Raw genomic sequence first — 22,091 nt, 5'->3', positions numbered from 1 at the left:
AACATTAAAAGCCCCGGTTACAAAGGGGCTTTTAATGTTGTTCAGATAGAAATCTATTTTATTTTAAAGGATTCAACTGATTGTTTGAGCTGTTCAGCAAGGTCGTTCAAACCTTGCGCAGTTGACGCTGTTTCTTCACTGCTTGCCGCCGCTTCTTCCGTCGCGGCTGAAATACTTTCAATAAATGAGAGAACTTCCGCTGATTGTGCTGCCTGTTCTTCACTGGCTCCGGCAATTTCCGTCACCTTATTTCCCGTATCGTTTACCGTGCGGATAATCTCTTTAAATGCTTCTCCGGATTTCCGCGTAAATTCCAGCCCATCTTCCACCGCAGCCACGCTTTTATTCGTATTATCCTGCATCCCCTTTATAATATCAGTAATCTGTTTTGTCGCCTTACCGCTTCTTTCCGCCAGCTTGCGGACTTCGTCTGCCACAACGGCGAATCCGCGTCCTTGTTCTCCGGCCCGGGCAGCTTCAATGGCTGCATTCAGAGCCAAAAGATTTGTCTGATCCGCGATGTCATCAATCACTTCAATAATTTCCCCAATCTTATTGGAGTCTTCTTCCAAACGCGACATTTGTTCACTAACAAGATTAGAGCCCTCAACTGAAGACAGGACTACTTTTTCACCGTTCTGAGCGACTTGGATCGCTTTGTTGGACAGTTCAGCAGCCTCCTCTGTATTTTGGGCGACAGCATTGATTGCTTCCGATAACTCCTTAAACAGCTCATTCATCGTTTGGGCTGCATTCGCCTGTTCTGTACTGGAGCTGGCAATCTCTTCGGTGCTGGCAGATACCTGGGAGGCGGAAGCAGACAGGTTTTCTGCAGCCCGGAGAATATTTCCGACAGTTTCCCTTAGCTGCATCACCATTTTATTCATGGATTGGGCAAGCCGACCGACCTCATCTTTCGTTTGGATGGTGGTTGTTTCCGTCAGATCCCCTGCAGCTACTTTCTCCGCCAGGTTTGCCATATCATTGAGTGGTTGGGCAATAATCCTTGTTAGCATCTTTCCCAGAGAAATACAAATGGCTAATGTTAATATGATGATGGCAATCATGATTTTTATGGTAGTGGAAAAGGTCTTTGTTAAATGCAGATGCTCTTCTCCCGAGATCGACATGTCAAGTTCCCATATCTCTTCGAGAGCATTTGTTAACCTTTTATGGTATCCGTTCAATTCAGTATCCAGTTGTTGAAAGCTTCTTCGGTCTGCGGCGATTGCCTGTACTGCTTGATCAAATGAATCATTGTAGGCTTTAAAGTCCGACATAAACTTTTCTTGAAATTCTTGGGCCTCCTGTTTCGCTTCTTCGGACTCTAATTCATACGAATCGGTGTATATGGCAATATTTTTTTCTATATCTTCCCTAATTTTTTTTAATTCATTGATCTTTGGGTCAAGGTCATCTTTGGGATCGGCATTTGCTATGTCACGCCAAATAATCCTTAATTGCAGAAGTTCATTTTGGGCTTTTGACATATTTTCCATTGGTTTCAACGCTTGTGTATACATCTCTGATCCAATATCATGAATTTTTTTCATGTTTATGATTGCGTACATACTTACTCCTGCAAGTATGATGGCAATCAAAGTAAAAGTTGATAATAATTTAAATGATGTTTTTCTATTAAGGTACCAACGCATAATACTTTATCATCCTTTCGCCAAATTCTCTTGTCCTTTTGCAATCTATCCAATGAAGCGCATAATTGGGAATCTAACCGTTCTTGAAAACCAAAATGAAGTATGTAAGCCCTTGGACGTCATTCTCTTTTGTTTTCATTCAACTCTTTTTATATCGTCATAATAAATATGGTTTTTATGGCATTCAGCACTTTTTTTCGAAGGTGAATGACATTTTGGTTATATTATTTTAATCCATTTTGCTTTTGAGCCCCCTGTATCATGAAGTCATTGGAAGTCGGCTCATCTTTTTTGTGGAAACGATACACTATTTTTATATTCATGGATCGACCAACCCTTTTGGGCAGCCACAAAAAACCCCCTTGCAGGGGGGCAGTTTTGTGACCTGAAATTTTTTCGATATAATAAAAAGTTATACATAAGAGCCTGACAAACTTCACGGGTACCCTTCAGGCTTTGTGAATAAATGACTGCCTCATTATTATGTATCGGCAGAGTTTCTTACAATAACAGTGTCTTTTAAAAAAATCATTGAAGTCAAGATGAATTTTCCAACTACGCCTAAAAAATCACGATTTTTAAGTTTAACAAAGTACCGGGATTTTTGTATAATATGGATGCTGACTAAAGGAGGCGATGAAAATGAAAAAAGCGGCCGTATTTTGCGGGTCCAGTAGTGGATCCTCCAACATTTATATAAAAAGTGCCAAAATACTGGGTAAAGAACTGGCTAAACGCGGTATTACACTTGTATATGGCGGAGCAAGTGTTGGCGTTATGGGAGCAGTTGCGGATTCCGTTTTAGAAGCAGGCGGAGAAGTAATTGGCGTTATGCCAAGCTTCTTGGAAGAAAGGGAAATATCTCATAAAAAGTTGTCAAAACTGGTGATTGTTGATTCCATGCATGAAAGAAAAGCCAAAATGGCAGAACTTGCTGATGGATTTATCACTTTGCCGGGGGGGCCGGGAACCTTGGAAGAGTTCTTTGAAATTTTCACCTGGGCTCAGCTGGGACTTCATCAAAAACCTTTTGGCCTGCTAAATATCAATCATTACTTTGACCCCCTGCTGGAACTGTTCAATCATATGGCAAAAGAACAATTTTTACATGAAAAATACCTTTCAATGGCCCTTGTAGATGTTGAACCCGGGAGATTACTAGAAAAATTTCGTTCTTATGAACCGCCGGCCACAAAAACGTACATTACCGAAAAACAGACTTAAACTCCGGCTAACAGCCTAAGTGATTTTCGGCACAGTATCCAAGAAGAAGGAATGCAGCTTGACGGCAAAAAAGTAAGTTGTCCAGTTCACAGGTCTTCTATTATTATAGAGTGTTGAACAATATTTTTAATTTTTCCCAGAAACTAAAGCAGGGAATTTTTTTGACGAAAGATTTCTCCTGCATTTAAGAAAATAGGGAACCAAACAGAGGAAAAGCACTTTTGCAGCCCCCTTTTTTTGTTGAAAAATGCAGTTGACATTATTAAGAATCTATTATATATTAATAAATGTCGATTTCATTAAATAATGATTCCGTAGCTCAGCAGGGAGAGCGCCACCTTGACAGGGTGGAGGTCGCTGGTTCGAACCCAGTCGGAATCACTCAGCAAAACGCTTGTCCCTCAAGGGATTGGGCGTTTTTTCTTTTTCTCAAGTTCCGAAAAAACTTGCGTTTGCCGGCATTTTGACGGCGAAACGTTGATTCATGTTGATCGTGATTGGTAATTATTGCTTGAGATAGGGAAGCCAAAAAGCGAAAAACCTTTTAAGACTGTTTTTCGCTTTTTGTTTTTTTTATGCCAATTTGTACTTTCCTTTGTTTTTCGTCATGATTTGGCTAGCGACCATGACAATAAATAATCCAAGTCCAATCGTATCGGACAGGCCTTCCGGATACATAAGCATGAGACCGGCAATGATCGCAATAATGCGTTCAAACCAATACAGCTTTCTGTACCAGAATCCGATAATTCCGGCTCCGATACCAATCATTCCCGTAAATGCGGTAAACACGACCCATATGAGATACGGAATGGTTGTATCAATCATTAACAACTCGGGAGAAAGAACAAACATATACGGGATGATAAAAGCAGCAATCGCCAGTTTGGACGCGTTCACACCGGTCCGAATCGGCTCCCCTCCCGAAACCCCGGATGCCGCAAAAGCCGCCAAAGCGACCGGCGGTGTAATATCCGCCACAATACCGAAATAGAAAACGAACATATGGGCAGACAGCGCCGGGACACCGAGCAAAATAATAGCGGGTGCCGCAATTGTTGATGTGATGACATAGTTGGCTGTTGTAGGTGATCCCATACCAAGTACAATGGATGTCAGCATGGTGAAAAACAATGTCAATAACAACTGTTCATTGGCCAATCCTACCAATCCGTTGGCTAGCTTCAGACCCAGTCCTGTTTTCGTAACAACTCCGACAATAATCCCTGCTGTAGCGGTAGCCGCTGCCACGGAAAGGGCCGTTCGTGCTCCGTCAACAAGAGCCTCAACCATTTGTTTAAATCCAATCCGGGTACTTTTACGGATGGCACTCACAACAATTGTTCCGATGATGGACCAAAGGGCTGCACGCATGACACTAACGCCGGACATAAGTAAAATAATGATCAATAAGATCGGGATTAATAAATAAATTTTGCCCAACACTTCTTTTCTGTCAGGCATTTCTTCCTTGGAAAGCCCTTTAAGGCCGACACGCTTCGCCTCGAAATGTGTCATGATCCAAATACCGGAAAAATATAAAATCGCTGGTATCGCCGCTGCTTTGGCAATTTCCCAGTATGTGATGCCAATAAATTCAACCATTAAAAATGCTGCGGCCCCCATGACGGGAGGCATGATTTGTCCCCCGGTTGAAGCAGCCGCTTCAACGGCACCGGCGAATTCTTTGCGGTAACCAAGCTTTTTCATCATCGGGATTGTAAATGAACCCGATGTTACCACATTCGCAACCGAGCTTCCGCTGATTGTACCCTGAAGGGCGCTGGAAAAGATCGCCACCTTTGCCGGCCCCCCTACTCTTCTTCCTGCAATGGATAGGGCCAGGTCATTAAAATATTGGCCTACCCCGGTTTTGACCAGAAACGCCCCAAACAGCAAGAAAAGAAAAATAAATGTTGCCGATACGTAAAGCGGCGTTCCCAAGATTCCTTGAGAAGTAAAAAACATCGTATTTACTAAACTTTCAAAGTTTAGCCCCCGATGGGCCAAAAATCCCGGCATTGACTGCCCGAAAAACGCATATGCCATAAATAAAATTGCGATAATTGTAATCGGTAGACCTACCGCCCTTCTTGTCGCTTCAAGCGTCAATAAAATCGCGAGTGATCCGACGATTAAATCAAGGGGTGTCAATGTCCCCACCCTGTTGACGATCGTTTCAATCATAATCGGCCAATAAGCACCGATTCCAACGGCTATAATCGACAAAATAATATCATACCATGCAACCTTATTTTTCTTTTTAATCCTTCTGCTGACTGGAAACAGAAGATAAATGAGTGAAAGCGTAAATCCCAAGTGAACCGATAATAGAATTTGCCTCGGAATGGATTGCGTAATGGATGCATAAAGCTGAAATATGGAAAAAGCAAGCAATCCAAAAAAGATGATCCAACCCAGAGGCCCCCTGACTTTTCTCGTAGCCGATTCCGGGTCATATTTCTCTAATATTTTCTGTTGTTCTTCTTCCGATAAAGTCTCAAATTTTTGCTGATCTTCCAAGTAAATTCACTCCTTTCAACAGCTGCCAAAGTGATAATTTTTGTTTTTTGATTCTTACAACGGAGCCGGGGGTGGAAAATGAAGAAAATGGGATGGTCCTATTTTGGATTAGAAGTCTATGATTCGCACTGACTTGGCCGACACTTATATCTATCCAAGGAAAATCGCGCTTCATATTGCGGATATAATATTTACCATCTTTCATTTCAAAAACTCCCCCGCCTTCCGCTTCAGACGGCATTCCGATGGAGGTATCTTCGTATTCCAATTCAATTTGGCGGATCTCCCCGCCCGGGAGCACCTGATATGTTTCTATTACTTCTGAAAGATGAATGGAATGCGTAAATTCGATTTGAAAGGTTTGACCACCATCCCGTAAAAGAAAATACGCCAAAAGCTCCCCGCTCTTATGGGCCTCAAAGGTCACTGCCTGTTGATAAGGGATGGCTGCCAATGCCAAAACTGTCCCAATTGCGAGAGTAAAAAGAATCCAATAATATCTTTTATATTTTTTCATCATTTTCTCCATTTGGGCATCAAGAAGGAAACAAAGAAAAGAATAGACCGAGGAAGCGGGCCGGTCTATTCACTCAGTTGAGGTTTTCGTGTTATTCCGATGAAATGCCCTTTTCATCAAAATATTTTTTTGCACCAGGGTGCAAGTCGATGGCCATTCCATCCAATGCCTTTTCAGCACTGATTAACTCACCTTTTGCGTGGCCGATTTTATCCGTATTTTCGTAAATTGCTTTTGTCATTTCATAAACGAGGTCGTCAGACAAGTCATCCCGTACAACGAGCATGGCTTGGACGGCAACTGTATTTACTTCGCTGTCTGATCCGTAAGTACCGGACTGGATTTTTTCTTTAGCATAATAGGGATATTTATCAATTAATTTATCAATTTTGTCGTCAGCAAGAGGAACAATTACCACTTTTTCTGTCGCAGCCAACCCTTCCACTGCACCTGTCGGTGTTCCTGCTGTAATAAAGGCAGCATCAATTGTTCCGTCCTGGATCCCTGTTGTGGAATCATCAAACGATAAATTGCGCGCTTTAATGTCGTCGAGCGTCAAGCCATGTACTTCCAGGATTTGTTCAGCGTTTGCAAGCGTACCGGAACCGGATTCACCAACCGATACCGTTTTCCCTTTTAAATCTTCAATAGATTTAATGCCTGATTTTTCAGTAGTGACGATTTGAACTGTTTCCGGGTAAAGAGTTCCCAGGCCTTTCATGTTTTCCACTTTGTCCCCGTCGAACATTCTTGTCCCTTCAGTAGCGTAAGTGGCAATGTCCGTTTGGGTAAAAGCAACTTCAACTTCTTCCTTTTTAATCAGCGCCATGTTTTCTGCAGAAGCCCCCGAAGTTACAGCGTTCGCCTCAACGCCGGTCGCATCTTTAATGAGATTGGCGAAGTTTCCGCCCAATGGATAATATGTACCTCCGGTACCGCCTGTCGCAATACTTAAAAATTTAACCCCGTAATCTTTTTTGTCTCCCTTATCTCCCTTTGATTCTTTGCCGCCATCCCCGTTGCCGCCTCCTCCGCATGCGGCCAGTGCGAGTGAAAGCACTATCATTAAAACGGTTCCAAGAAACATCTTTCTTTTTCTCATGAAAGCATCCCCCTTACCATTATTTAATTTCATAACGATTTTAACATATTACCATTTGGATTCAAGCAATATTATTTTTGTTATAGGATAAATGTTCTTTAGCTTATCAGGTTTTACCCAAAATAGCAGACTGGTAAACATTTTTTCATTTCAAATATGCTTGTGATAAAATCATACATATCATTTTCAATAATTGGAGGAAACTGACTGATGAATATTCGTCAAGGAACCATCACTGAACACGAATTTGAAAGCCGGGAGCTGGATGAAACGATCTCCCTGCTGATTTATCTTCCCCCTGCCTTTTCACCGCTTTACAAACACTCTGTTTTAATCGTTCAGGACGGGAGGGACTACTTTCAAATGGGCCGGCTTTCCCGTTTTGCGGATGAATTGCTCGGCAATAATGAAATTGAAAATGTCATTATCGTCGGTGTTCCTTACCAAAATGCAAAAGACCGAAGAAGCAAATATCACCCGGACGGGGAGAAAAATGAGGCCTATATCCGTTTTCTCGCCCACGAGTTACTGCCTTGGGTCGAGACCGAGTATCCGGCATATTGCATGGGAAAATGCAGAACATTAATGGGGGACAGCCTTGCAGGAACAGTATCTTTAATGGCTGCGCTTCGCTATCCGAATATATTCGGAAATGTCATCCTGCATTCGCCATTTGTGAACGATAAGGTTCTTTCAGCAGTCAAATCCCACAAAGAACCCCATTTGTTGGACATTTATCATGTAGTTGGAAAAGAAGAACATGAGGTAAAGTTTTCGCCTGAACGGGTGGAAGATTTTTTAACACCAAACAGGGAACTGCAGCAAGCCTTTATGGAAGCCGGCTTTGAAACGTTCTATGACGAATTTGATGGAGGGCATGCATGGACATATTGGCAGCCTGATGTAAAAAGAGCACTCAAAATGATGTTTTCCTAAATAGACTCTTTCTTCAGTCCTATAGGAAAATAGGGTGAAATTTGCTATAGTTATACATGAGTGTATCATTTATTTAAGTTTTGACAATAAGGAGGTAGACATTTTGAAATACGGCATTGTTATTTTTCCATCCAAGAAATTGCAGGACTTGGCAAACTCCTATCGAAAAAGGTATGATCCCCATTATGCACTGATTCCTCCACATTTAACATTAAAGGAAGCATTCGAGACGGATATGGATGTAGATACTATCACTGAAAAACTTGTGGATATTGCTAAAAAATATGAACCCTTTACATTGAAGATCATGAAAGTCAGTTCATTCCAGCCTATAAACAATACCATTTATTTTAAAGCGGAAAAAAATCATGTGCTGGAAGGTTTATACGAAAGCTTTTTCGATATCCTGCCTGGAGAAAAGCCGGAACATCCTTTCGTTCCGCACATTACCATTGGACAAAAGCTTTCCAATGACGAGCATTCGGATGTGTACGGCCAATTGGGAATGCTTGGCCTGGAGCACGAAGAAATTGTCGATCGTTTCCACCTCGTATACCAGCTGGAAAACGGTTCCTGGACAGTATATGAAACATTCCGCCTTGGAAAGGATCCTCAATAAATGCACGTCATACAGGCAAAGACGGAAAAGCAGCTTCGGGAGGCTTATGCCATCCGCAAAAAAGTATTTGTTGAGGAGCAGCATGTGCCGATTGAAATTGAATTAGACGAGCATGAAACAAATGCATCCCATTTTGTCCTCTACGACGGGGATAAGCCTGTCGGGGCGGGCAGGTTTCGAATTTTGGACGGCAAAGGGAAAGTCGAAAGAATTTGCATTTTGCCAACGCACAGAGGAAAAGGCGCCGGCCTGAAAATCATGGAGAAAATAGAAGAATTTGCCCGCAGCCTCCACATAGAAGAGCTCGTGCTGAATGCCCAAACTTCGGCCATTCCTTTTTACAAAAAACTGGGGTATATTGTCATTTCGGAACAATTTTTTGATGCGGGCATACCTCATCGCACGATGAAAAAAGCGGTCAAACATAAAACGGCCCTGGATTCATAACAAATCCAGGGAATTTTCATGACTGCTTAGCAGCCACAGTTTATTGTCCTTTACAATCAAGCCGGCTTTACCATCTTCAATCAGGGAAGATATGTATGCTGTAAAAGAAGTCCTGTATAAAAGCCATTGTCCGGGTTCCCCCGCCGCTAGGCCGAAATGACCAAACATTTCTTGCTGAAGGGTATCCAGCGAAACGCCTGAAGGTACATGATTAATTTGATCGAATATAAACTCCTTTACATTGTAATGGCATTCCATATTGGCCCGAATTGTATGGGCCGGATCCTTTTCAAATTCCCCGTGTCCGGGTACAAATCCGGAGCAAGACAGCCGCAAAACTTTTTCCAGGGAGGCAATGGCTGCGTTCGCATCGACAATAAACGGAACTTTATGCTTTCGCAGCACTTCGACGCCAAAGTAACTGTCGGCAGCATAAAAAATATCCTCAATCAACACCCCGCATTGACCGTAGCTGTGACCGGGCAGATGGATGGCTTTGATTTGAAAGGGACCGATGGATTGTTCCCCAAAATCAAGCAGGCCATCAACCTGCACAGGCTCCCCTTCCAAAAATTTGTTTCTGAGCGTTTTAATTGGATAAGCGCCGTTCCATAAATAAATGGGCTCCAAGAGCGGATTTTCCATAATCGCAGCTTCAAGCGGGGGTGCAAACACTTCTGCGCGCGCCTCTTTTTTTATGTAAGCTGCCCCTCCGTAATGATCGGCATGGGCGTGGGTGAGTATCAAGTAATGGATGGGCAGCTCTTTTTTGATTAAATGTTTAAGAACCTTCTTCGCGGTGCTTTTTTCCAAGCCGGCATCAATCAACATGCCTTTCCCGTCCTTGAAAACATAACCGATGTTGACTGCACTTTTAAAATAATGGCAATGCTCCGATACACTGATGAATTCCAATAAGAACATCCTTTCAAAAAATGATACTATACATATTCGTTGATGTACCGGCCTTTTCCTGTTGGTTCAAACAATTGCGCCGCAATTTTTCCGCCCTTTGCTGCAGGATCCTTGCCGCCCCGGTAAAACAGCATGAATCTTTCGGATCTTGGCTCCACCTTTGATGCGGGCGTAACAGGCATTGGATCCCATGTTCGTGCCGCCTGCTCGATCCTTCTCTTGTAATCTTCATATTGGACAGGAACTGCAGGAGCTATATAACCCATATACACGCCTCCTTTTTTCGTAATATTCTTTTTTATTTACCCTCTTTTTGTTTCAATAAACACTGAAATTAGAGGTGGGAGGTTTAATTTGACTAAATTGGCGAACTGCCAATATATCCTTTAAAAAAAGGACTTGCAGCAATTTGCGCAAGCCCGATTGATTATTTATTGTTCAGCATGTTGGATATGGTTCCCATATCCAGCTTACTTCCGTCTTTTGTAATGGTTTTGACCATTTTATCTTCCAATTCCTTGGGAACCGGTTTATTGGCTATTTTTGCCACTTGGCGTATGACCCTTCTTACGGTTTTTTCATCCTTAAAATTGGCACCTTGCAATGAGTTGGCGAGTTTAAGTACCTCGTTCATATTTACTCCGGTCTGTTTTTCGACATTCTTGAAAAATTGGTTATCCATTCCTTTCCCACCCCTCCTTTGCGTCTTTAATATATTATGAAGGAGGAGTTTTTTGGTGAGGTCAGGAAAACTACTCAAAAAAAGAATGGGGCAATGCCCACTATCTTCCGGTCAACCCTTCGGCTTAAAAATAAGCGCACCGAGAAAACCGAATATAATCGCAGCCGAAATGCCCGAAGATGTGACTTCAAACATGCCGGTGATAACACCGATAATCCCGTGTTTATTTGCTTCCTGCATGGCTCCTTCCACGAGTGAATTTCCAAAACTTGTAATTGGGATGGTTGCACCGGCACCGGCAAAATCAATCAGCGGCTCATACAGCCCAAAACCGGCAAGCACAGCGCCGGCTACAACCATAATGCTTAACGTATGTCCCGGCGGCAGCTTTGCTGCATCGAACATAAGCTGCCCAATCACACATATGAGACCGCCAACCACAAAAGCCCAAAAAAACATTGCCAGCATCTTTTTGCCTCCTCACATATATTCTATTCCGACAGCATGCGCTATGCACGGAATCGTTTCTTTCTGCTGATATGACAGCGGCGATAAAAGGGCTCCGGTTGCCACAAATAAAATTCTCTTATATTTCCCTTTTATCATTTCGTTCAATATGTGTCCATAAGCCACAATCGCTGAACATGCCGGGCCGCTTGCACCGGCAAATACATCCTGCTCATCCCGGTAAATCAGCAAACCGCAGTCAAGAAACTGTTCATCCTTGATCTGCAGCCCTTGTTGATGAAACAAATCCAGGGCCGCAGCCCTGCCGATTTGGGCTAAATCTCCCGTTAAAATAAGATCGTAATATGACGGGTCTATTTTTAAATCAAAAAAATGGCGCGTAATCGTATCTACCGCTGCCGGGGCCATCGCTCCGCCCATATTGAAGGGGTCCGTTAATCCCATATCCACTACTTTTCCAATCGTGGCAGATACAATACGGGGGTGGGGGCTTTCAAGTCCCTGGCCTTTGCCCAATAATGCCACACCCGCTCCTGTGACCGTCCATTGTGCTGTCGGCGGCTTTTGTCCTCCGTACTCTGTCGGATAGCGGAATTGCCTTTCGGCGGAAGCGTTATGGCTTGATGCTCCTGTTAAAATATAGTTTGCACCCTGGTTATCAATAATCATCGCGGACAGGGCCAATCCTTCCGTTGAAGTGGCGCAGGCGCTGAACAATCCAAGGTGGGGGATTTGATTTGTCCTGGCAGCAAAACTCGTTGGGGTGATCTGGTTAATTAAATCTCCGGCCAAGAAAAATTGTACGGCATCTTCCTTGAGTGCCTTTTTCCGTAAAGCAATATTTACTGCATCTTCCAACAGGACGGTTTGGGCTTTTTCATAAGAATCTTTCCCCATCCACAAGTCCTCATGAAACTTGTCAAAGTCATTGGTTAACCGTCCATTTTTTTCAAAGGGTCCCCCTACGATGCCTGTTGATATCACAGCCGGCTTCGATTTAAAAACCCACGTCTGCGCGCCTGCAAGCATTACAATCCCCCCCATATCTCCAATATAGTTTTGATCAATGTAATGACAAAGGCGGAAAACACGCCAAACACGATCACCGATCCTGCCAATTTAAACATATTTCCGCCAACACCAAGGACGAATCCTTCAGTTCGGTGTTCAATCGCCGCTGACACGATGGAATTCCCAAAACCGGTTACCGGCACTGCACTGCCTGCTCCCCCATATTGCCCGATCCGGTCGTACATGCCAAATCCAGTAAGCAGCATGGCTAAAAAGACCATTGTGGCGACAGTTGGATTTCCTGCTGTTTGTTCGGTAAAGTCAAAGAAATAAATATAAAAATATGTAATCGCTTGTCCAATGATACAAATCGTCCCGCCGACAAAAAAAGCACGAACACAGTTTTTGAAAATGGGGCGTTTTTTTTCGTGCTTGCTCTGCAATTGTTCATACTTGATTTGATTTGGTGTTTTCGTTTTATTTTTGCTTGACATTTTTATGCTCCTAAGTCATTTCATTTTTTAGTTTGATGATTTTTTGAAACCGTTTTCCAGCCTCTTGATTAGACAGATTGTCATCATCCAAATCTTCTTTTAACCTTACGGCTTCAAGAAAAATTTTATAATCACTTGAAACAATAAAGTGATCATCCGGATATTTTTTATTTAATTTCTTCGTAATTTTTTTTTCAATACTTTTCATGTTGAAACGGTTAAGATGCTTTACTTTGTAGGCCACAACAATATGTTTGTCCCCCTCCAGGACAGCCACATCATAAATTTCATCAAACTTGGATACATCTTTACGCACCTGGTAGCCAATAGATTTGTTTTCCTCTCTTTTTTTCAGTTCAATCGGTGCCGGGTTTGTTGTTTTCATCAGTGCCGTATCACTTTCCTGGTGCTCTTTCCCATCATCATACGAACAGCCGGCCATGAACATCAAACCGGTTATGATCGGAATGAGTGCCCTTTTTGCATATTTAGCCATAATAACCCCCGTTGAAAAAAGTACTTTAACGATATTTTTCACCATTCTTCATAAAATATGAACGTTAAACGGTTAATTTATTAAAAAAAGGACTGGATGATCAAAAAATCCATCCAGCCTTTTTTATTTAATCATAATGCGGCTTTTTTATGGGGGAGCCGCAGCCGCAGCCTTTTTTTCTTTTCCTTTTTTTCTTTTTTGCCGGCTTGATTCCGCCAGAAATTTTCATTTTATTCATGTCATCACATCCCGATTCGTTTTGGAATGATATGCCATCCTGTCATACTCTATGTTCCAATGAATATTTTTGTTTTCCCAAAATCCCAAATCAGTCCGAAATCATTGTCTGGGCGATCGTTTCAATCAGCGCGGCAAGACCGGCCAGGGAGAATATGATAATAATGGGACCCGCAATGATTGGGACATTGACGTAACATACATATAACCCGGCAGCAATCCATACGCCGGTACACCAATAACAACTCAGGAGGGATCCGACCCAGCCCCTGAATCCGCGCTCGATCGGCATATAATAAACCTCAATTTCTCCCTCTTCATTCAACTCTTCATATTCTTTCATAAATGGCTTTCTCAACCATTCCATAATTTGGTCGTAAACAAAGAGCCTTGTCAGCCGGAATACGGCCAAGCCGAGCAACCCCCATTCCATCAAGGAAATATCCATGTCCCAAACCACTCCTTTTGCCTATTTTATGCAATACAGGCGATTGTCCGTTACTCATTTACCTACCTATTAATATGTTGTTAATGTGAATGACCATATTAAAAAATGAAGGAGGAAAATGATTTATGAGTTTTGAAATGGAGTCCTCATCATCCATGTCATTTGAAGAAGATGTCGTTTCAGTCGAAACAACGAGTGTTCACCATCGTCCAAAAAGAGACTGTGGATGCAAGTTAAATTGTGTCTGCCAGGTCGTAAAAGCCATTAAGGATATTCAAGATCAGGCAATAGAAGAGGAATGTGAACAATGCACAACCAATTGCTTCATGGAGCCTCTCGGCGAGCTTGGTGTCAGGGGACGCATGCATGCCGATACACGTGTATTTACATTAACCAATAAAAATGGAGATTTATTTAAAGCACTGTACAAAGGCCATGCCGGCAAATGCGTTTCCGTCTTTTTCCGGGTAGAGGAGATCTTTGATAATTGTTGTGCTACGCTCCGCGTTCTGATTCCGTTGAAAAAAGACCGCCAAACTGTCGTTGACATTTTAACACCAGGCGGGCATATTAACTATCATGAGCTTTGCGAAGTAAAGCATTGGGGCGCAAGCAATAGCTGTATTACAGTAGATCTTCACTGTTTCTGTGCAGTCCAATGTATTGCCGATATAGATTTGCAAATTTGTGATTAACAAGAGGACGGGGATGGGCTGCCCTCCCTCCCGTCCTTTACCTTTGTTCTAACCGATAATGCGAATCCCGGTCAGGTCTTTTCTTTCGATTCTTTGCATGCTTCCTTTTGAAGTCATGACAATAATATGATCATGATAAAGCTCCTTTATTTTACCAACAAATTCACTGCCTGTTGTTTTGAAAGCGCAAAAATAAAATTGCGGACTTGAAAATATATAATCCAGTTTTTCGTCGATCGTCATATTCGGAAACGATTTGACTGGCTTTAAGCCTTGCGGAGGCTGTTGATCGAAAGACGTCTGTGGAACCTCATTAACAGATTCGCCAAATGATAGCGGCAGTTCTTCACCGCCGGCTCTTTTCCTGCTTCTTTTTTGTTCTTGAACCGGCTGATGGTCTTGCTGTGTTTGAACCGCCTTTTCTGCAGAAAAAGTAAAGCTGGATTGCATTAATCCCAAAGGCTCTTTCATTTTTGGCTGATTTATAAAAAGTAAAGGTTTTTTCGCAATCGGTTTTTGGTCCATTTGGAACACCCCTCAATATGTGATTTCATAATAAGTTATGCATATCCCTTTTTAGAAGTTTATACTTGTGTAACAAAAAAACTGCTGCACATAAAAGGCAGCAGTTTTCAATCTATTAGTTTCCCATAATATGGTATCCGGAATCGACATGAATGTTTTCACCGGTAATTCCCCGTGACAATTCGCTAAACAGGAATAATGCCGTATCCCCCACTTCTTCCTGTGTCGTCGTTCTTCTGAGCGGCGCTTTTTCCTCAATTTCTTTTAAAATGCTGTTAAAATCACTAATTCCTTTTGCTGACAACGTACGGATCGGGCCGGCGGAGATGGAGTTTACCCTGATGCCGTACTTGCCGAGATCGCTGGCCAAATATTTTACACTTGCGTCAAGGGAGGCTTTGGCGACACCCATTACATTATAATTGGTCACAACCCGCTCTCCCCCGAGATACGTCATCGTTACGATGCTCCCCCCCTCAGGCATCGCCTGAAGTTTTTGCACTGCTTTTGCAACTGCTGTTAAAGAGTACGAGCTAATGTTGTGGGCAAGAAGAAACCCGTCGCGTGTAACATTTAAATACTCCCCCGTCAGCTCTTCCCGATTGGCAAATGCTATACAGTGGGCAATCCCGTGGATCGGGCCGGCTGCCTCTTTGATTTTCGTAAAGCATTCTTCAATGTCTTCATCTTTTGTTACATCGCATGGCAGAACGATCGGTTCATTTCCATCCAGCGATTCGGCCAGTTCCCGGACATTTTTCTCCAAACGTTCCCCAGCATATGTAAAAACAAGTCGTGCCCCCGCATTATGAAGGGATCTGGCGATCCCCCATGCAATGCTTCTTTTATTTGCCACTCCCATGACAACAAAAGTTTTTCCGTCCAATGTTAACATAATTGAGGTTCCTCCTAATTGTAACGTGTTATTAGTACCTAGTACTAATCATACATGAGATATTTTAACTTTGTAAAGATGGTTGATGTTTAAATTGAATTGCACGTATGAGCGGGAGACCGTTACAATCGTTTTGGTCCCCGCTCCCCGTTAATGGATGAGATATCCCATAAACAACGTCGCCAAACCGAAATAGATCAGGATCGACGTGATGTCGTTCATTGTCGTGATAAACGGGCCCGATGCAACTGCCGGATCAATCTTTAATTTATGCATAAATAGCGGAACAACGGAGCCTGCCAAAGTTGCGACAAATAAAGACGCCAAAATGGAAATTCCCACCAGGAAGCCAAGAAACCACTCCCCTTTCCAGAGAAATACGATGATAAAAACCATTAAACCGCAAATCGAACCGGTAATCAGGCCGGTCCCCGCTTCCCGCAATACGAGCTTCCATCTGTTCTCTTCTTCCAATTCACCGGTTGCAATCCCCCTGACGGCAACCGCCAATGCCTGGGTTCCCGTGTTTCCGGCCATACCTGCAATTAACGGAATAAATACGGCCAAAATGGAAACCTCATTTAATGTCTCCTCAAACCTGCCGATCAGGCTCGCGGTAAACATCCCGAGAAAAAGCAGGATGATGAGCCAGGGAAGCCGTTTCCTCGCTGCAGCAAACGGATTTTTATCAACCGTATCCACATCAAATACAGCCGCGAGCTTGGAGTAATCATCGGACGCTTCTTCATCAATAACGTCAATAATATCGTCAACCGTAATAATCCCCAATAAATGGTTTTGAAAATCGACAACAGGCAGCGCCAATAAATCATAATCCCGCATCTGTTTCGCCGCAGATTCCTGATTTTCATCCACCGTCGTCGAAACGACACGGTCGGACATCACATCCGCTATCATCGTATCGTCGTTGCTGATGATGAGATCACGAAGTGAAATAACCCCTACAAGCCGGCGGTCATCATCGACCACATATACATAATAAATCGTTTCTGCGGTAGGCGCCTCATTTTTTAATATATGCATCGCCGAACGGACCGTCTGATTGGCAGAAATGGCGATGAATTCGGTGGTCATGATACTTCCGGCCGTGGATTCTTCATAATGCAGAAGACTTTTAATCTCTTGGGCGCTTTCCTTGTTCATGATCGTTAAATAGCTGACCGCCTGCCGTTTATCCAGCTTATTTAAAATATCAACCGCATTGTCGGTATACATGAAGGAAAGCATGTCGGCAGCATAATTCGGCTCCATCTCAGCCAAAATATCCCTGTATTCCTGATCATCGATATCAAGAACTTCAAAGAAATCGGCCACTTCCTTCGGTGATAAAAAATAAAATATTTTCAGCCGTTCGTCGATCCCGATTTTGATAAAAAACTTTGCCTGATCATATGGATGCAGTTTCAGGAAGTTATCCCTGAATTGCTTTAAATCGTTCGATGCGAGGGCTTGCAGCAGCAAATCTTCGTTTGGCTGTTCGAGTTCCTCATGATTAAATTCCATCGACGCGCCTCCTCTCCCGTTCATCTCCATTATCCTAACAAATCTTTTATGAAATGTCGCTCAAATGTCGCTCATGTAATCAATATTTTTGCATCAAACGGTGTCCATTCATACAATATATATGAATAGAAAGGTGATTTCCTTGAAAATTGATATTATTGGCGACATTCATGGCTGTTACACGGAATTCCAAAAGCTGACTGAACGCCTCGGCTATACTTGGACCAATGGGATTCCGGTTCATCCCGACCGTATACTGGGCTTTGTAGGGGATTTGACGGACAGGGGTCCACACTCTTTAAAAGTCATTGAGACGGTCTGGCGGCTTTGGAAAACTCAGAAAGCCTGGTACGTACCGGGAAACCATTGCAATAAGCTTTACCGTTATTTTCTGGGAAGAAATGTGAAAATAGCCCACGGCCTGGAAACGACTGTGGCGGAATTAAACAATCTTTCGGCACAGGCACTCAACCATTAAAAAAAATGTTTATGGAATTATACGAAAATGCCCCGCTTTATCAAGTATTGGATAACGGCAAGCTTGTCATTGCCCATGCCGGGATTAAAGAAGAAATGATCGGCAAAACAAATAAGGCCATCAAAACATTTGTACTTTACGGGGATATTACCGGGGAAATGCTTCCCGACGGGATGCCTGTCCGCCGCGACTGGGCCAAATCATATAAAGGCAACGCTTTTATCGTTTACGGCCATACGCCGGTCGTAACACCGCGCAAGGCCGGAAATACAATCAATATTGATACGGGTGCCGTTTTTGGCGGAGCATTAACGGCATTTCAATATCCGGAAATGACGACCGTATCCATCCCGTCATCCATGCCCTTCATAAAAGAAAAATTTCGGACCTTTGAATGAGTCTAGTCAAGCATATGGAGTATATCGTTCAGATCAGGAGGAAGCGGTGCTTGAAAATACATTTCTTTTTTTAAAAAAGGATGAAAAAAATGCAGTTCACGGCAATGCAAAGCCTGGCGCTTGATCAGATTTACCGGTCCCCCATACAGTTCATCCCCCAAAAGCGGGTGGCCGATGTGGGAAAAATGAACTCTTATTTGATGGGTGCGTCCCGTTTCAAGCCGCATTTTTACGTGCGCCGCAGCATTGAACTGGCGCAGCACTTCGTATTTCGTCACCGCCCGCTTTCCGTCTTCCCTCACTTCACGTTCGATGATGCTGGAAGGCTTTCTCCCGATCGGGGCATCGATGATGCCCGAAGTCTTACTGAGAATACCGGAAGCAAAGCCTTCATATGATCGGCCAATTTCATTTTTTTGTTGTAAAATGCCAAAGAGATGATGTGCGTGCCTGTGCTTTGCCACGAGCACCAGGCCTGATGTATTTCGGTCCAGCCTTGTAACAATATGAATGGCTGCCGATAGCCCCTTTTGTTCATAATCATAAGCCAGTGCATTGGCTAAGCTGCCGCCCGGATGTTCTCTGGAAGGGATTGTATTCATTTTCGGCGGCTTGTTGATGACCAAAACGTCCCTGTCTTCGAAAATGATGTCGATGGGAATATTTTCACCCAGCAACTGTTCGTTACGGACTTCCTCCGGAAATTCCACCTCCAGCACATCCCCATCCTCCAGCAGATAACGGACATTTCGCTCCATCCCGTTCACTTTAATGGAGCCGCCTTGAAACTTGATGTTCGTAAGTGCCCTTCGGGAAACCTGTTCTTCTTTTAAAAATTGTTTAATGGTTTTTCGTATTCCGCCGTTTTTCACGGTCCAGCGCAGTTTATATTGCTGCATACCGTCTAGGATCATCCTCCATCTGAAATAAATGAGTCATGGACTCTTTTCCAAAAAGGAAAGGGGCGAAAGCGTGCAAAGCGCACCCTTTCATCAGCCACGCGGAATTGAATTGATTTTACATCGCGGTGCATGACTGTTAAATGGTCAATGGTGACGTGAAAATCATTCGTATTGACCGGCTTTAACAAGAGCGTATGATGGGCCGGCAAGATGAGCGGCGAGCCGACAGTCCGGAATACACGGTTGTTTATGGAGGCCATTTCGGCCAGTTGGATGGCATGCAGCGTCGGGTGAATAATGGCTCCTCCCAGTGCCTTATTGTAGGCTGTACTGCCGGAAGGCGTTGAGACACAGAGACCGTCGCCGCGGAATCTTTCAAAGTGTTCGCCGCGGATTTCCACATCCATCACCAGCGTTCCTTCCATGCTTTTGACAGTTGACTCGTTCAGCCCGAGATATTTTGTCTCTTTTCCTCCGTGCCTATACCGTATGATTATTTCCAGCAGGGGGTATTCCACTACCTGGTATGGCGTTTTTGCAATGGCTATCACCAACTTTTCAATTTCTTCCGGCAGCCAATCCGCATAAAATCCGAGATGGCCCGTATGAACCCCTACAAATGCCGTTTTATCCAGCCTTGAGCTATACCGATGAAATGCATGCAAAAGAGTCCCGTCACCGCCAACCGAAATAACGATATCCGGTTGTTCTTCATCGTAGCTCAACTCAAAATCCTGCAAATATGTAATCATCTTTTGCATTAACGCATTTGAAGTTGCATCCCCTTTTGACATCACTGTAAACCTCAAAAGCGTCTCACCCTCTCCGAGTTATTTGCTGTCAGACTGCTCAAAAACCTCTTTGTTTTTCGTAAAATAAACTTGCGCTTCCTGAATTTCTTCTTTGATTTGTGACATCTGTTCATCAAGGCGAAATGCCGCTTCAGCTGCTTTTTGAAGCCTTAATTTAATATCTTCGGGAATTTGCCCCTGATATTTATAATTGAGCGAATGTTCGATCGTCGCCCAAAAATTCATGGCCAATGTTCTGATTTGAATCTCCGCCAGGATTTTTTTCTCACCATGTATTGTTTCGACGGGATATTCAATCACAACATGATAGGAACGGTATCCGCTCGGTTTTTTATTGGAAATATAATTTCTTTCCTCTACGATCCGAAAGTCGTTTCTCTGCCTGAGCAACTTTACGACCGTCTTAATGTCATCGACAAATTGGCACATGATGCGTATTCCCGCAATATCCTGCATTTCTGTTTCTATCTTCTCCAAAGGGATGTCTTTCAGATTCGCTTTCACGAGAATGCTTGCAACGGGTTTCACCCTTCCTGTAACAAACTCAATGGGAGAATGGATATGTTCCCCGGCAAATTGCTGCCTCATCCCTTTTAACTTAACCTTTAATTCATCGACGGCTTGTTTATATGGGGCTAAAAACTGATCCCACTGATTCAATGTAAATCACCTCTGAAACGACGCTATTCCTTTGCATGACCCCATTTTAGCACAAAGCCGGCCCACTTGGCATTGAACAATTCGGGCAAAAGCGCCATAATGGTACGTAGACATGGAAAGGGCGATGAAACGGTGGGGAGAAATATTGAAATTGAGTTTAAAAACATGGTCACAAAGGAAGATTTTGAATTGCTTTTAAGCGTTTTTCACATGACAGAAGATGACTTTGCCAACCAGGTGAACCATTACTTTGATACGGATACATTTATGCTGAAACAAAGCGATGCAGCTCTGAGAATCAGAAACAGGGATCATCTTTACGAACTGACGCTAAAGAAAATAAAACGGCCGGGCTTGCTTGAAATCAATCAAAGGATTTCCGCCGATGAAGCCAATGCATGCTTCCATAAGCATATTTTTCCTGAAGGTGAAATAAAGGAAGAATTGGCCGCAATGAATATTGATCCGCACCGGCTTATCTGTTTCGGGTCGCTTGAAACAAGGCGGGCGGAAAGGCAATTTGGGCCGGGATGCCTCATGTTTGACCACAGCCTGTATTTGGGAAGAGAAGATTTCGAAGTGGAATATGAAATTCCGGAAGGCAGGTTAAACGAGGGCAAACAATTTTTTTTCCAATTATTAAACGAACTTAACATTCCGGCAAAAAAAGCCGATAGCAAAATAAAGAGGCTCTTTGATGCGAAATATACACGTTTGGAGTGAATATGCTTGAACAGGCTTGGTGAAATCAAAATGTTAATGGAACTGCAGTCACTTGCAGGATTTACAATGCAATCGGCCAATGACACGCTTTCAGACACATCTTCTGCGTTCAAAAGCTTGCTTGAAGAGGCTGTCAACACCGTTACGGGGGATATGGGCGCGCCCGAAAAATTGAATACCCTCGGTCTCATCCATACAATAAGTTTACATCAGATGCAAACGAAAGATCCTAAACTGCCCCAATCGATTGACATTAAAAATATAAACGGTTTGGAGAAAATTATTGAAGAAGCTGCAAACAAATATCACCTTCCGCCAAAGCTGATTAAATCGATTATTCGCCATGAATCCAATTTTAATCCGAACGCAGTAAGCAAAGCGGGCGCTTCCGGATTGATGCAGCTCATGCCCGCAACCGCCCGCGGCCTCGGTATTAGTAATCTGTTTGATCCTTTTGAAAATATTATGGGCGGCAGCAAGTACCTGCGGAGCATGCTTGACAAATATAACGGGAATATTCAGCTGGCGCTGGCGGCATACAACGCGGGACCCGGCAATGTCGATAAATACGGGGGCATCCCGCCCTTTAAGGAAACGCAAAACTATGTAAGAAAAGTGACCGAATCATTTTACGGTTAAAACCCCTGTCTGTTTGGACAGGGGTTTTAACCATGTCAATCCTCCTTTTTCCCCAAAAAGGCGATT

Annotated in this window: 25 protein-coding genes, 1 tRNA gene and 1 pseudogene; 9 read left to right on the top strand and 18 right to left on the bottom strand. The window is 43.3% G+C overall.

What is annotated here, in order from left to right; genetic code table 11:
• Positions 1–53: 53 nt before the first annotated feature.
• Complete coding sequence (locus AB1L08_RS06575) at positions 54–1,655, bottom strand: methyl-accepting chemotaxis protein (protein WP_413063865.1); 1,602 nt, start codon at positions 1,653–1,655, stop codon at positions 54–56.
• Positions 1,656–2,297: 642 nt separating this feature from the next.
• Between AB1L08_RS06575 and AB1L08_RS06570 the strand changes: the two genes are divergently transcribed.
• Both AB1L08_RS06570 and AB1L08_RS06565 read left to right on the top strand, forming a co-directional pair.
• Positions 2,298–2,879, top strand: coding sequence for an LOG family protein (locus AB1L08_RS06570; RefSeq protein ID WP_413063864.1), 582 nt, complete (start codon positions 2,298–2,300; stop codon positions 2,877–2,879).
• 308 nt (positions 2,880–3,187) lie between these two features.
• Positions 3,188–3,260, top strand: a tRNA-Val gene (locus AB1L08_RS06565).
• 192 nt (positions 3,261–3,452) lie between these two features.
• Here AB1L08_RS06565 and AB1L08_RS06560 read toward each other — a convergent pair.
• From AB1L08_RS06560 to AB1L08_RS06550, 3 genes are all read right to left on the bottom strand, one after another.
• On the bottom strand, positions 3,453–5,402 hold the full coding sequence (locus AB1L08_RS06560; RefSeq protein ID WP_413063863.1) for a TRAP transporter permease: 1,950 nt from the start codon (positions 5,400–5,402) through the stop codon (positions 3,453–3,455).
• Entirely contained in the window at positions 5,380–5,919 is a 540-nt protein-coding gene (locus tag AB1L08_RS06555) for a DUF1850 domain-containing protein (RefSeq protein WP_413063862.1), read from the bottom strand. Before AB1L08_RS06555 ends, AB1L08_RS06560 begins: the two co-directional genes overlap by 23 nt.
• A 91-nt stretch (positions 5,920–6,010) precedes the next feature.
• Complete coding sequence (locus AB1L08_RS06550; RefSeq protein ID WP_413063861.1) at positions 6,011–7,021, bottom strand: TAXI family TRAP transporter solute-binding subunit; 1,011 nt, start codon at positions 7,019–7,021, stop codon at positions 6,011–6,013.
• 210 nt (positions 7,022–7,231) lie between these two features.
• Here AB1L08_RS06550 and AB1L08_RS06545 point away from each other — a divergent pair, with 210 nt between their 5' ends.
• The 3 genes from AB1L08_RS06545 to AB1L08_RS06535 all read left to right on the top strand — a co-directional run bounded on the left by AB1L08_RS06545 (position 7,232) and on the right by AB1L08_RS06535 (position 9,023).
• Positions 7,232–7,957, top strand: coding sequence for an alpha/beta hydrolase (locus tag AB1L08_RS06545; RefSeq protein WP_413063860.1), 726 nt, complete (start codon positions 7,232–7,234; stop codon positions 7,955–7,957).
• A gap of 103 nt (positions 7,958–8,060) precedes the next feature.
• Positions 8,061–8,576, top strand: coding sequence for a YjcG family protein (locus AB1L08_RS06540; protein ID WP_413063859.1), 516 nt, complete (start codon positions 8,061–8,063; stop codon positions 8,574–8,576).
• Positions 8,577–9,023, top strand: coding sequence for a GNAT family N-acetyltransferase (locus AB1L08_RS06535; protein ID WP_413063858.1), 447 nt, complete (start codon positions 8,577–8,579; stop codon positions 9,021–9,023).
• Here the strand turns inward: AB1L08_RS06535 and AB1L08_RS06530 are convergent.
• From AB1L08_RS06530 to AB1L08_RS06495, 8 genes are all read right to left on the bottom strand, one after another.
• Positions 9,018–9,938 (bottom strand): MBL fold metallo-hydrolase, encoded by a 921-nt coding sequence (locus tag AB1L08_RS06530; protein ID WP_413063857.1) that lies wholly within the window; start codon positions 9,936–9,938, stop codon positions 9,018–9,020. The genes AB1L08_RS06535 and AB1L08_RS06530 overlap by 6 nt on opposite strands.
• A gap of 26 nt (positions 9,939–9,964) precedes the next feature.
• The gene (locus AB1L08_RS06525) at positions 9,965–10,204 is read right to left on the bottom strand and encodes a hypothetical protein (protein ID WP_413063856.1); all 240 of its coding nucleotides are present in this window, start codon (positions 10,202–10,204) and stop codon (positions 9,965–9,967) included.
• 161 nt (positions 10,205–10,365) lie between these two features.
• On the bottom strand, positions 10,366–10,620 hold the full coding sequence (gene spoVIF, locus AB1L08_RS06520) for a sporulation-specific transcription regulator SpoVIF (protein ID WP_413063855.1): 255 nt from the start codon (positions 10,618–10,620) through the stop codon (positions 10,366–10,368).
• A gap of 111 nt (positions 10,621–10,731) precedes the next feature.
• Positions 10,732–11,088 carry a stage V sporulation protein AE gene (spoVAE, locus tag AB1L08_RS06515; protein ID WP_413063854.1) on the bottom strand — a complete coding sequence of 119 codons (357 nt, stop codon included), beginning with the start codon at positions 11,086–11,088 and terminating at the stop codon, positions 10,732–10,734.
• 12 nt (positions 11,089–11,100) lie between these two features.
• Positions 11,101–12,117 (bottom strand): stage V sporulation protein AD, encoded by a 1,017-nt coding sequence (gene spoVAD, locus AB1L08_RS06510; protein ID WP_413063853.1) that lies wholly within the window; start codon positions 12,115–12,117, stop codon positions 11,101–11,103.
• Entirely contained in the window at positions 12,117–12,593 is a 477-nt protein-coding gene (spoVAC, locus tag AB1L08_RS06505) for a stage V sporulation protein AC (protein ID WP_413063852.1), read from the bottom strand. The genes spoVAD and spoVAC overlap by 1 nt, the downstream gene beginning before the upstream one ends.
• A gap of 10 nt (positions 12,594–12,603) precedes the next feature.
• Entirely contained in the window at positions 12,604–13,089 is a 486-nt protein-coding gene (locus AB1L08_RS06500; protein ID WP_413063851.1) for a sporulation protein, read from the bottom strand.
• A gap of 328 nt (positions 13,090–13,417) precedes the next feature.
• Entirely contained in the window at positions 13,418–13,774 is a 357-nt protein-coding gene (locus tag AB1L08_RS06495) for a DUF1360 domain-containing protein (protein ID WP_413063850.1), read from the bottom strand.
• 125 nt (positions 13,775–13,899) lie between these two features.
• Here AB1L08_RS06495 and AB1L08_RS06490 point away from each other — a divergent pair, with 125 nt between their 5' ends.
• The gene (locus tag AB1L08_RS06490) at positions 13,900–14,469 is read left to right on the top strand and encodes a CotY/CotZ family spore coat protein (protein WP_413063849.1); all 570 of its coding nucleotides are present in this window, start codon (positions 13,900–13,902) and stop codon (positions 14,467–14,469) included.
• A gap of 48 nt (positions 14,470–14,517) precedes the next feature.
• On the opposite strand, the gene AB1L08_RS06485 is transcribed toward AB1L08_RS06490, so the two are convergent.
• The 3 genes from AB1L08_RS06485 to mgtE form a co-directional block, all read right to left on the bottom strand.
• Positions 14,518–14,994 carry a CotO family spore coat protein gene (locus AB1L08_RS06485; RefSeq protein WP_413063848.1) on the bottom strand — a complete coding sequence of 159 codons (477 nt, stop codon included), beginning with the start codon at positions 14,992–14,994 and terminating at the stop codon, positions 14,518–14,520.
• A 115-nt stretch (positions 14,995–15,109) separates the two neighbouring features.
• Entirely contained in the window at positions 15,110–15,889 is a 780-nt protein-coding gene (gene fabI, locus AB1L08_RS06480) for an enoyl-ACP reductase FabI (protein ID WP_413063847.1), read from the bottom strand.
• A gap of 150 nt (positions 15,890–16,039) precedes the next feature.
• Entirely contained in the window at positions 16,040–17,413 is a 1,374-nt protein-coding gene (gene mgtE, locus AB1L08_RS06475) for a magnesium transporter (RefSeq protein ID WP_413063846.1), read from the bottom strand.
• A 142-nt stretch (positions 17,414–17,555) separates the two neighbouring features.
• Between mgtE and prpE the strand changes: the two are divergent.
• A pseudogene (gene prpE, locus AB1L08_RS06470) lies at positions 17,556–18,289 on the top strand (bis(5'-nucleosyl)-tetraphosphatase PrpE).
• Positions 18,290–18,291: 2 nt separating this feature from the next.
• Here the strand turns inward: prpE and AB1L08_RS06465 are convergent.
• The 3 genes from AB1L08_RS06465 to yjbM are packed head-to-tail and all read right to left on the bottom strand — an operon-like array spanning position 18,292 to position 20,663.
• A complete protein-coding gene (locus tag AB1L08_RS06465; protein ID WP_413063845.1) occupies positions 18,292–19,203 on the bottom strand; it encodes an RluA family pseudouridine synthase in 912 nt (303 codons plus the stop codon).
• Positions 19,200–19,985: an NAD kinase gene (locus AB1L08_RS06460; RefSeq protein WP_413063896.1), complete on the bottom strand. Its 786-nt coding sequence runs from the start codon at positions 19,983–19,985 to the stop codon at positions 19,200–19,202. The genes AB1L08_RS06465 and AB1L08_RS06460 overlap by 4 nt, the downstream gene beginning before the upstream one ends.
• A gap of 36 nt (positions 19,986–20,021) precedes the next feature.
• On the bottom strand, positions 20,022–20,663 hold the full coding sequence (gene yjbM, locus AB1L08_RS06455) for a GTP diphosphokinase (protein WP_413063844.1): 642 nt from the start codon (positions 20,661–20,663) through the stop codon (positions 20,022–20,024).
• 132 nt (positions 20,664–20,795) lie between these two features.
• Between yjbM and AB1L08_RS06450 the strand changes: the two genes are divergently transcribed.
• On the top strand, positions 20,796–21,386 hold the full coding sequence (locus AB1L08_RS06450; RefSeq protein WP_413063843.1) for a CYTH domain-containing protein: 591 nt from the start codon (positions 20,796–20,798) through the stop codon (positions 21,384–21,386).
• Positions 21,387–21,392: 6 nt separating this feature from the next.
• Positions 21,393–22,025 carry a lytic transglycosylase domain-containing protein gene (locus AB1L08_RS06445; protein WP_413063842.1) on the top strand — a complete coding sequence of 211 codons (633 nt, stop codon included), beginning with the start codon at positions 21,393–21,395 and terminating at the stop codon, positions 22,023–22,025.
• Positions 22,026–22,091: the final 66 nt, after the last annotated feature.

Origin of the sequence: Siminovitchia jepli, assembly GCF_047228825.1 — a bacterium.
Classification (GTDB): domain Bacteria; phylum Bacillota; class Bacilli; order Bacillales; family Bacillaceae_C; genus Siminovitchia.
This window is presented reverse-complemented; position numbering and strand designations above follow the sequence as displayed.

What these genes read in the sequence shown, in the direction of transcription:
- AB1L08_RS06570 (WP_413063864.1), top strand. Translation starts at nt 2,298, where the DNA reads ATGAAAAAAGCGGCCGTATTTTGCGGGTCCAGTAGTGGATCCTCCAAC.
- AB1L08_RS06465 (WP_413063845.1), bottom strand. Translation starts at nt 19,203, where the DNA reads ATGATCCTAGACGGTATGCAGCAATATAAACTGCGCTGGACCGTGAAA.
- spoVAC (WP_413063852.1), bottom strand. Translation starts at nt 12,593, where the DNA reads ATGTCAAGCAAAAATAAAACGAAAACACCAAATCAAATCAAGTATGAA.
- mgtE (WP_413063846.1), bottom strand. Translation starts at nt 17,413, where the DNA reads ATGGAATTTAATCATGAGGAACTCGAACAGCCAAACGAAGATTTGCTG.
- AB1L08_RS06525 (WP_413063856.1), bottom strand. Translation starts at nt 10,204, where the DNA reads ATGGGTTATATAGCTCCTGCAGTTCCTGTCCAATATGAAGATTACAAG.
- AB1L08_RS06545 (WP_413063860.1), top strand. Translation starts at nt 7,232, where the DNA reads ATGAATATTCGTCAAGGAACCATCACTGAACACGAATTTGAAAGCCGG.
- AB1L08_RS06495 (WP_413063850.1), bottom strand. Translation starts at nt 13,774, where the DNA reads ATGGATATTTCCTTGATGGAATGGGGGTTGCTCGGCTTGGCCGTATTC.
- AB1L08_RS06500 (WP_413063851.1), bottom strand. Translation starts at nt 13,089, where the DNA reads ATGGCTAAATATGCAAAAAGGGCACTCATTCCGATCATAACCGGTTTG.
- spoVIF (WP_413063855.1), bottom strand. Translation starts at nt 10,620, where the DNA reads ATGGATAACCAATTTTTCAAGAATGTCGAAAAACAGACCGGAGTAAAT.
- AB1L08_RS06485 (WP_413063848.1), bottom strand. Translation starts at nt 14,994, where the DNA reads ATGGACCAAAAACCGATTGCGAAAAAACCTTTACTTTTTATAAATCAG.
- spoVAD (WP_413063853.1), bottom strand. Translation starts at nt 12,117, where the DNA reads ATGCTTGCAGGCGCGCAGACGTGGGTTTTTAAATCGAAGCCGGCTGTG.
- AB1L08_RS06535 (WP_413063858.1), top strand. Translation starts at nt 8,577, where the DNA reads ATGCACGTCATACAGGCAAAGACGGAAAAGCAGCTTCGGGAGGCTTAT.
- AB1L08_RS06555 (WP_413063862.1), bottom strand. Translation starts at nt 5,919, where the DNA reads ATGAAAAAATATAAAAGATATTATTGGATTCTTTTTACTCTCGCAATT.
- fabI (WP_413063847.1), bottom strand. Translation starts at nt 15,889, where the DNA reads ATGTTAACATTGGACGGAAAAACTTTTGTTGTCATGGGAGTGGCAAAT.
- AB1L08_RS06490 (WP_413063849.1), top strand. Translation starts at nt 13,900, where the DNA reads ATGAGTTTTGAAATGGAGTCCTCATCATCCATGTCATTTGAAGAAGAT.
- AB1L08_RS06550 (WP_413063861.1), bottom strand. Translation starts at nt 7,021, where the DNA reads ATGAGAAAAAGAAAGATGTTTCTTGGAACCGTTTTAATGATAGTGCTT.
- spoVAE (WP_413063854.1), bottom strand. Translation starts at nt 11,088, where the DNA reads ATGCTGGCAATGTTTTTTTGGGCTTTTGTGGTTGGCGGTCTCATATGT.
- AB1L08_RS06575 (WP_413063865.1), bottom strand. Translation starts at nt 1,655, where the DNA reads ATGCGTTGGTACCTTAATAGAAAAACATCATTTAAATTATTATCAACT.
- AB1L08_RS06460 (WP_413063896.1), bottom strand. Translation starts at nt 19,985, where the DNA reads ATGTCAAAAGGGGATGCAACTTCAAATGCGTTAATGCAAAAGATGATT.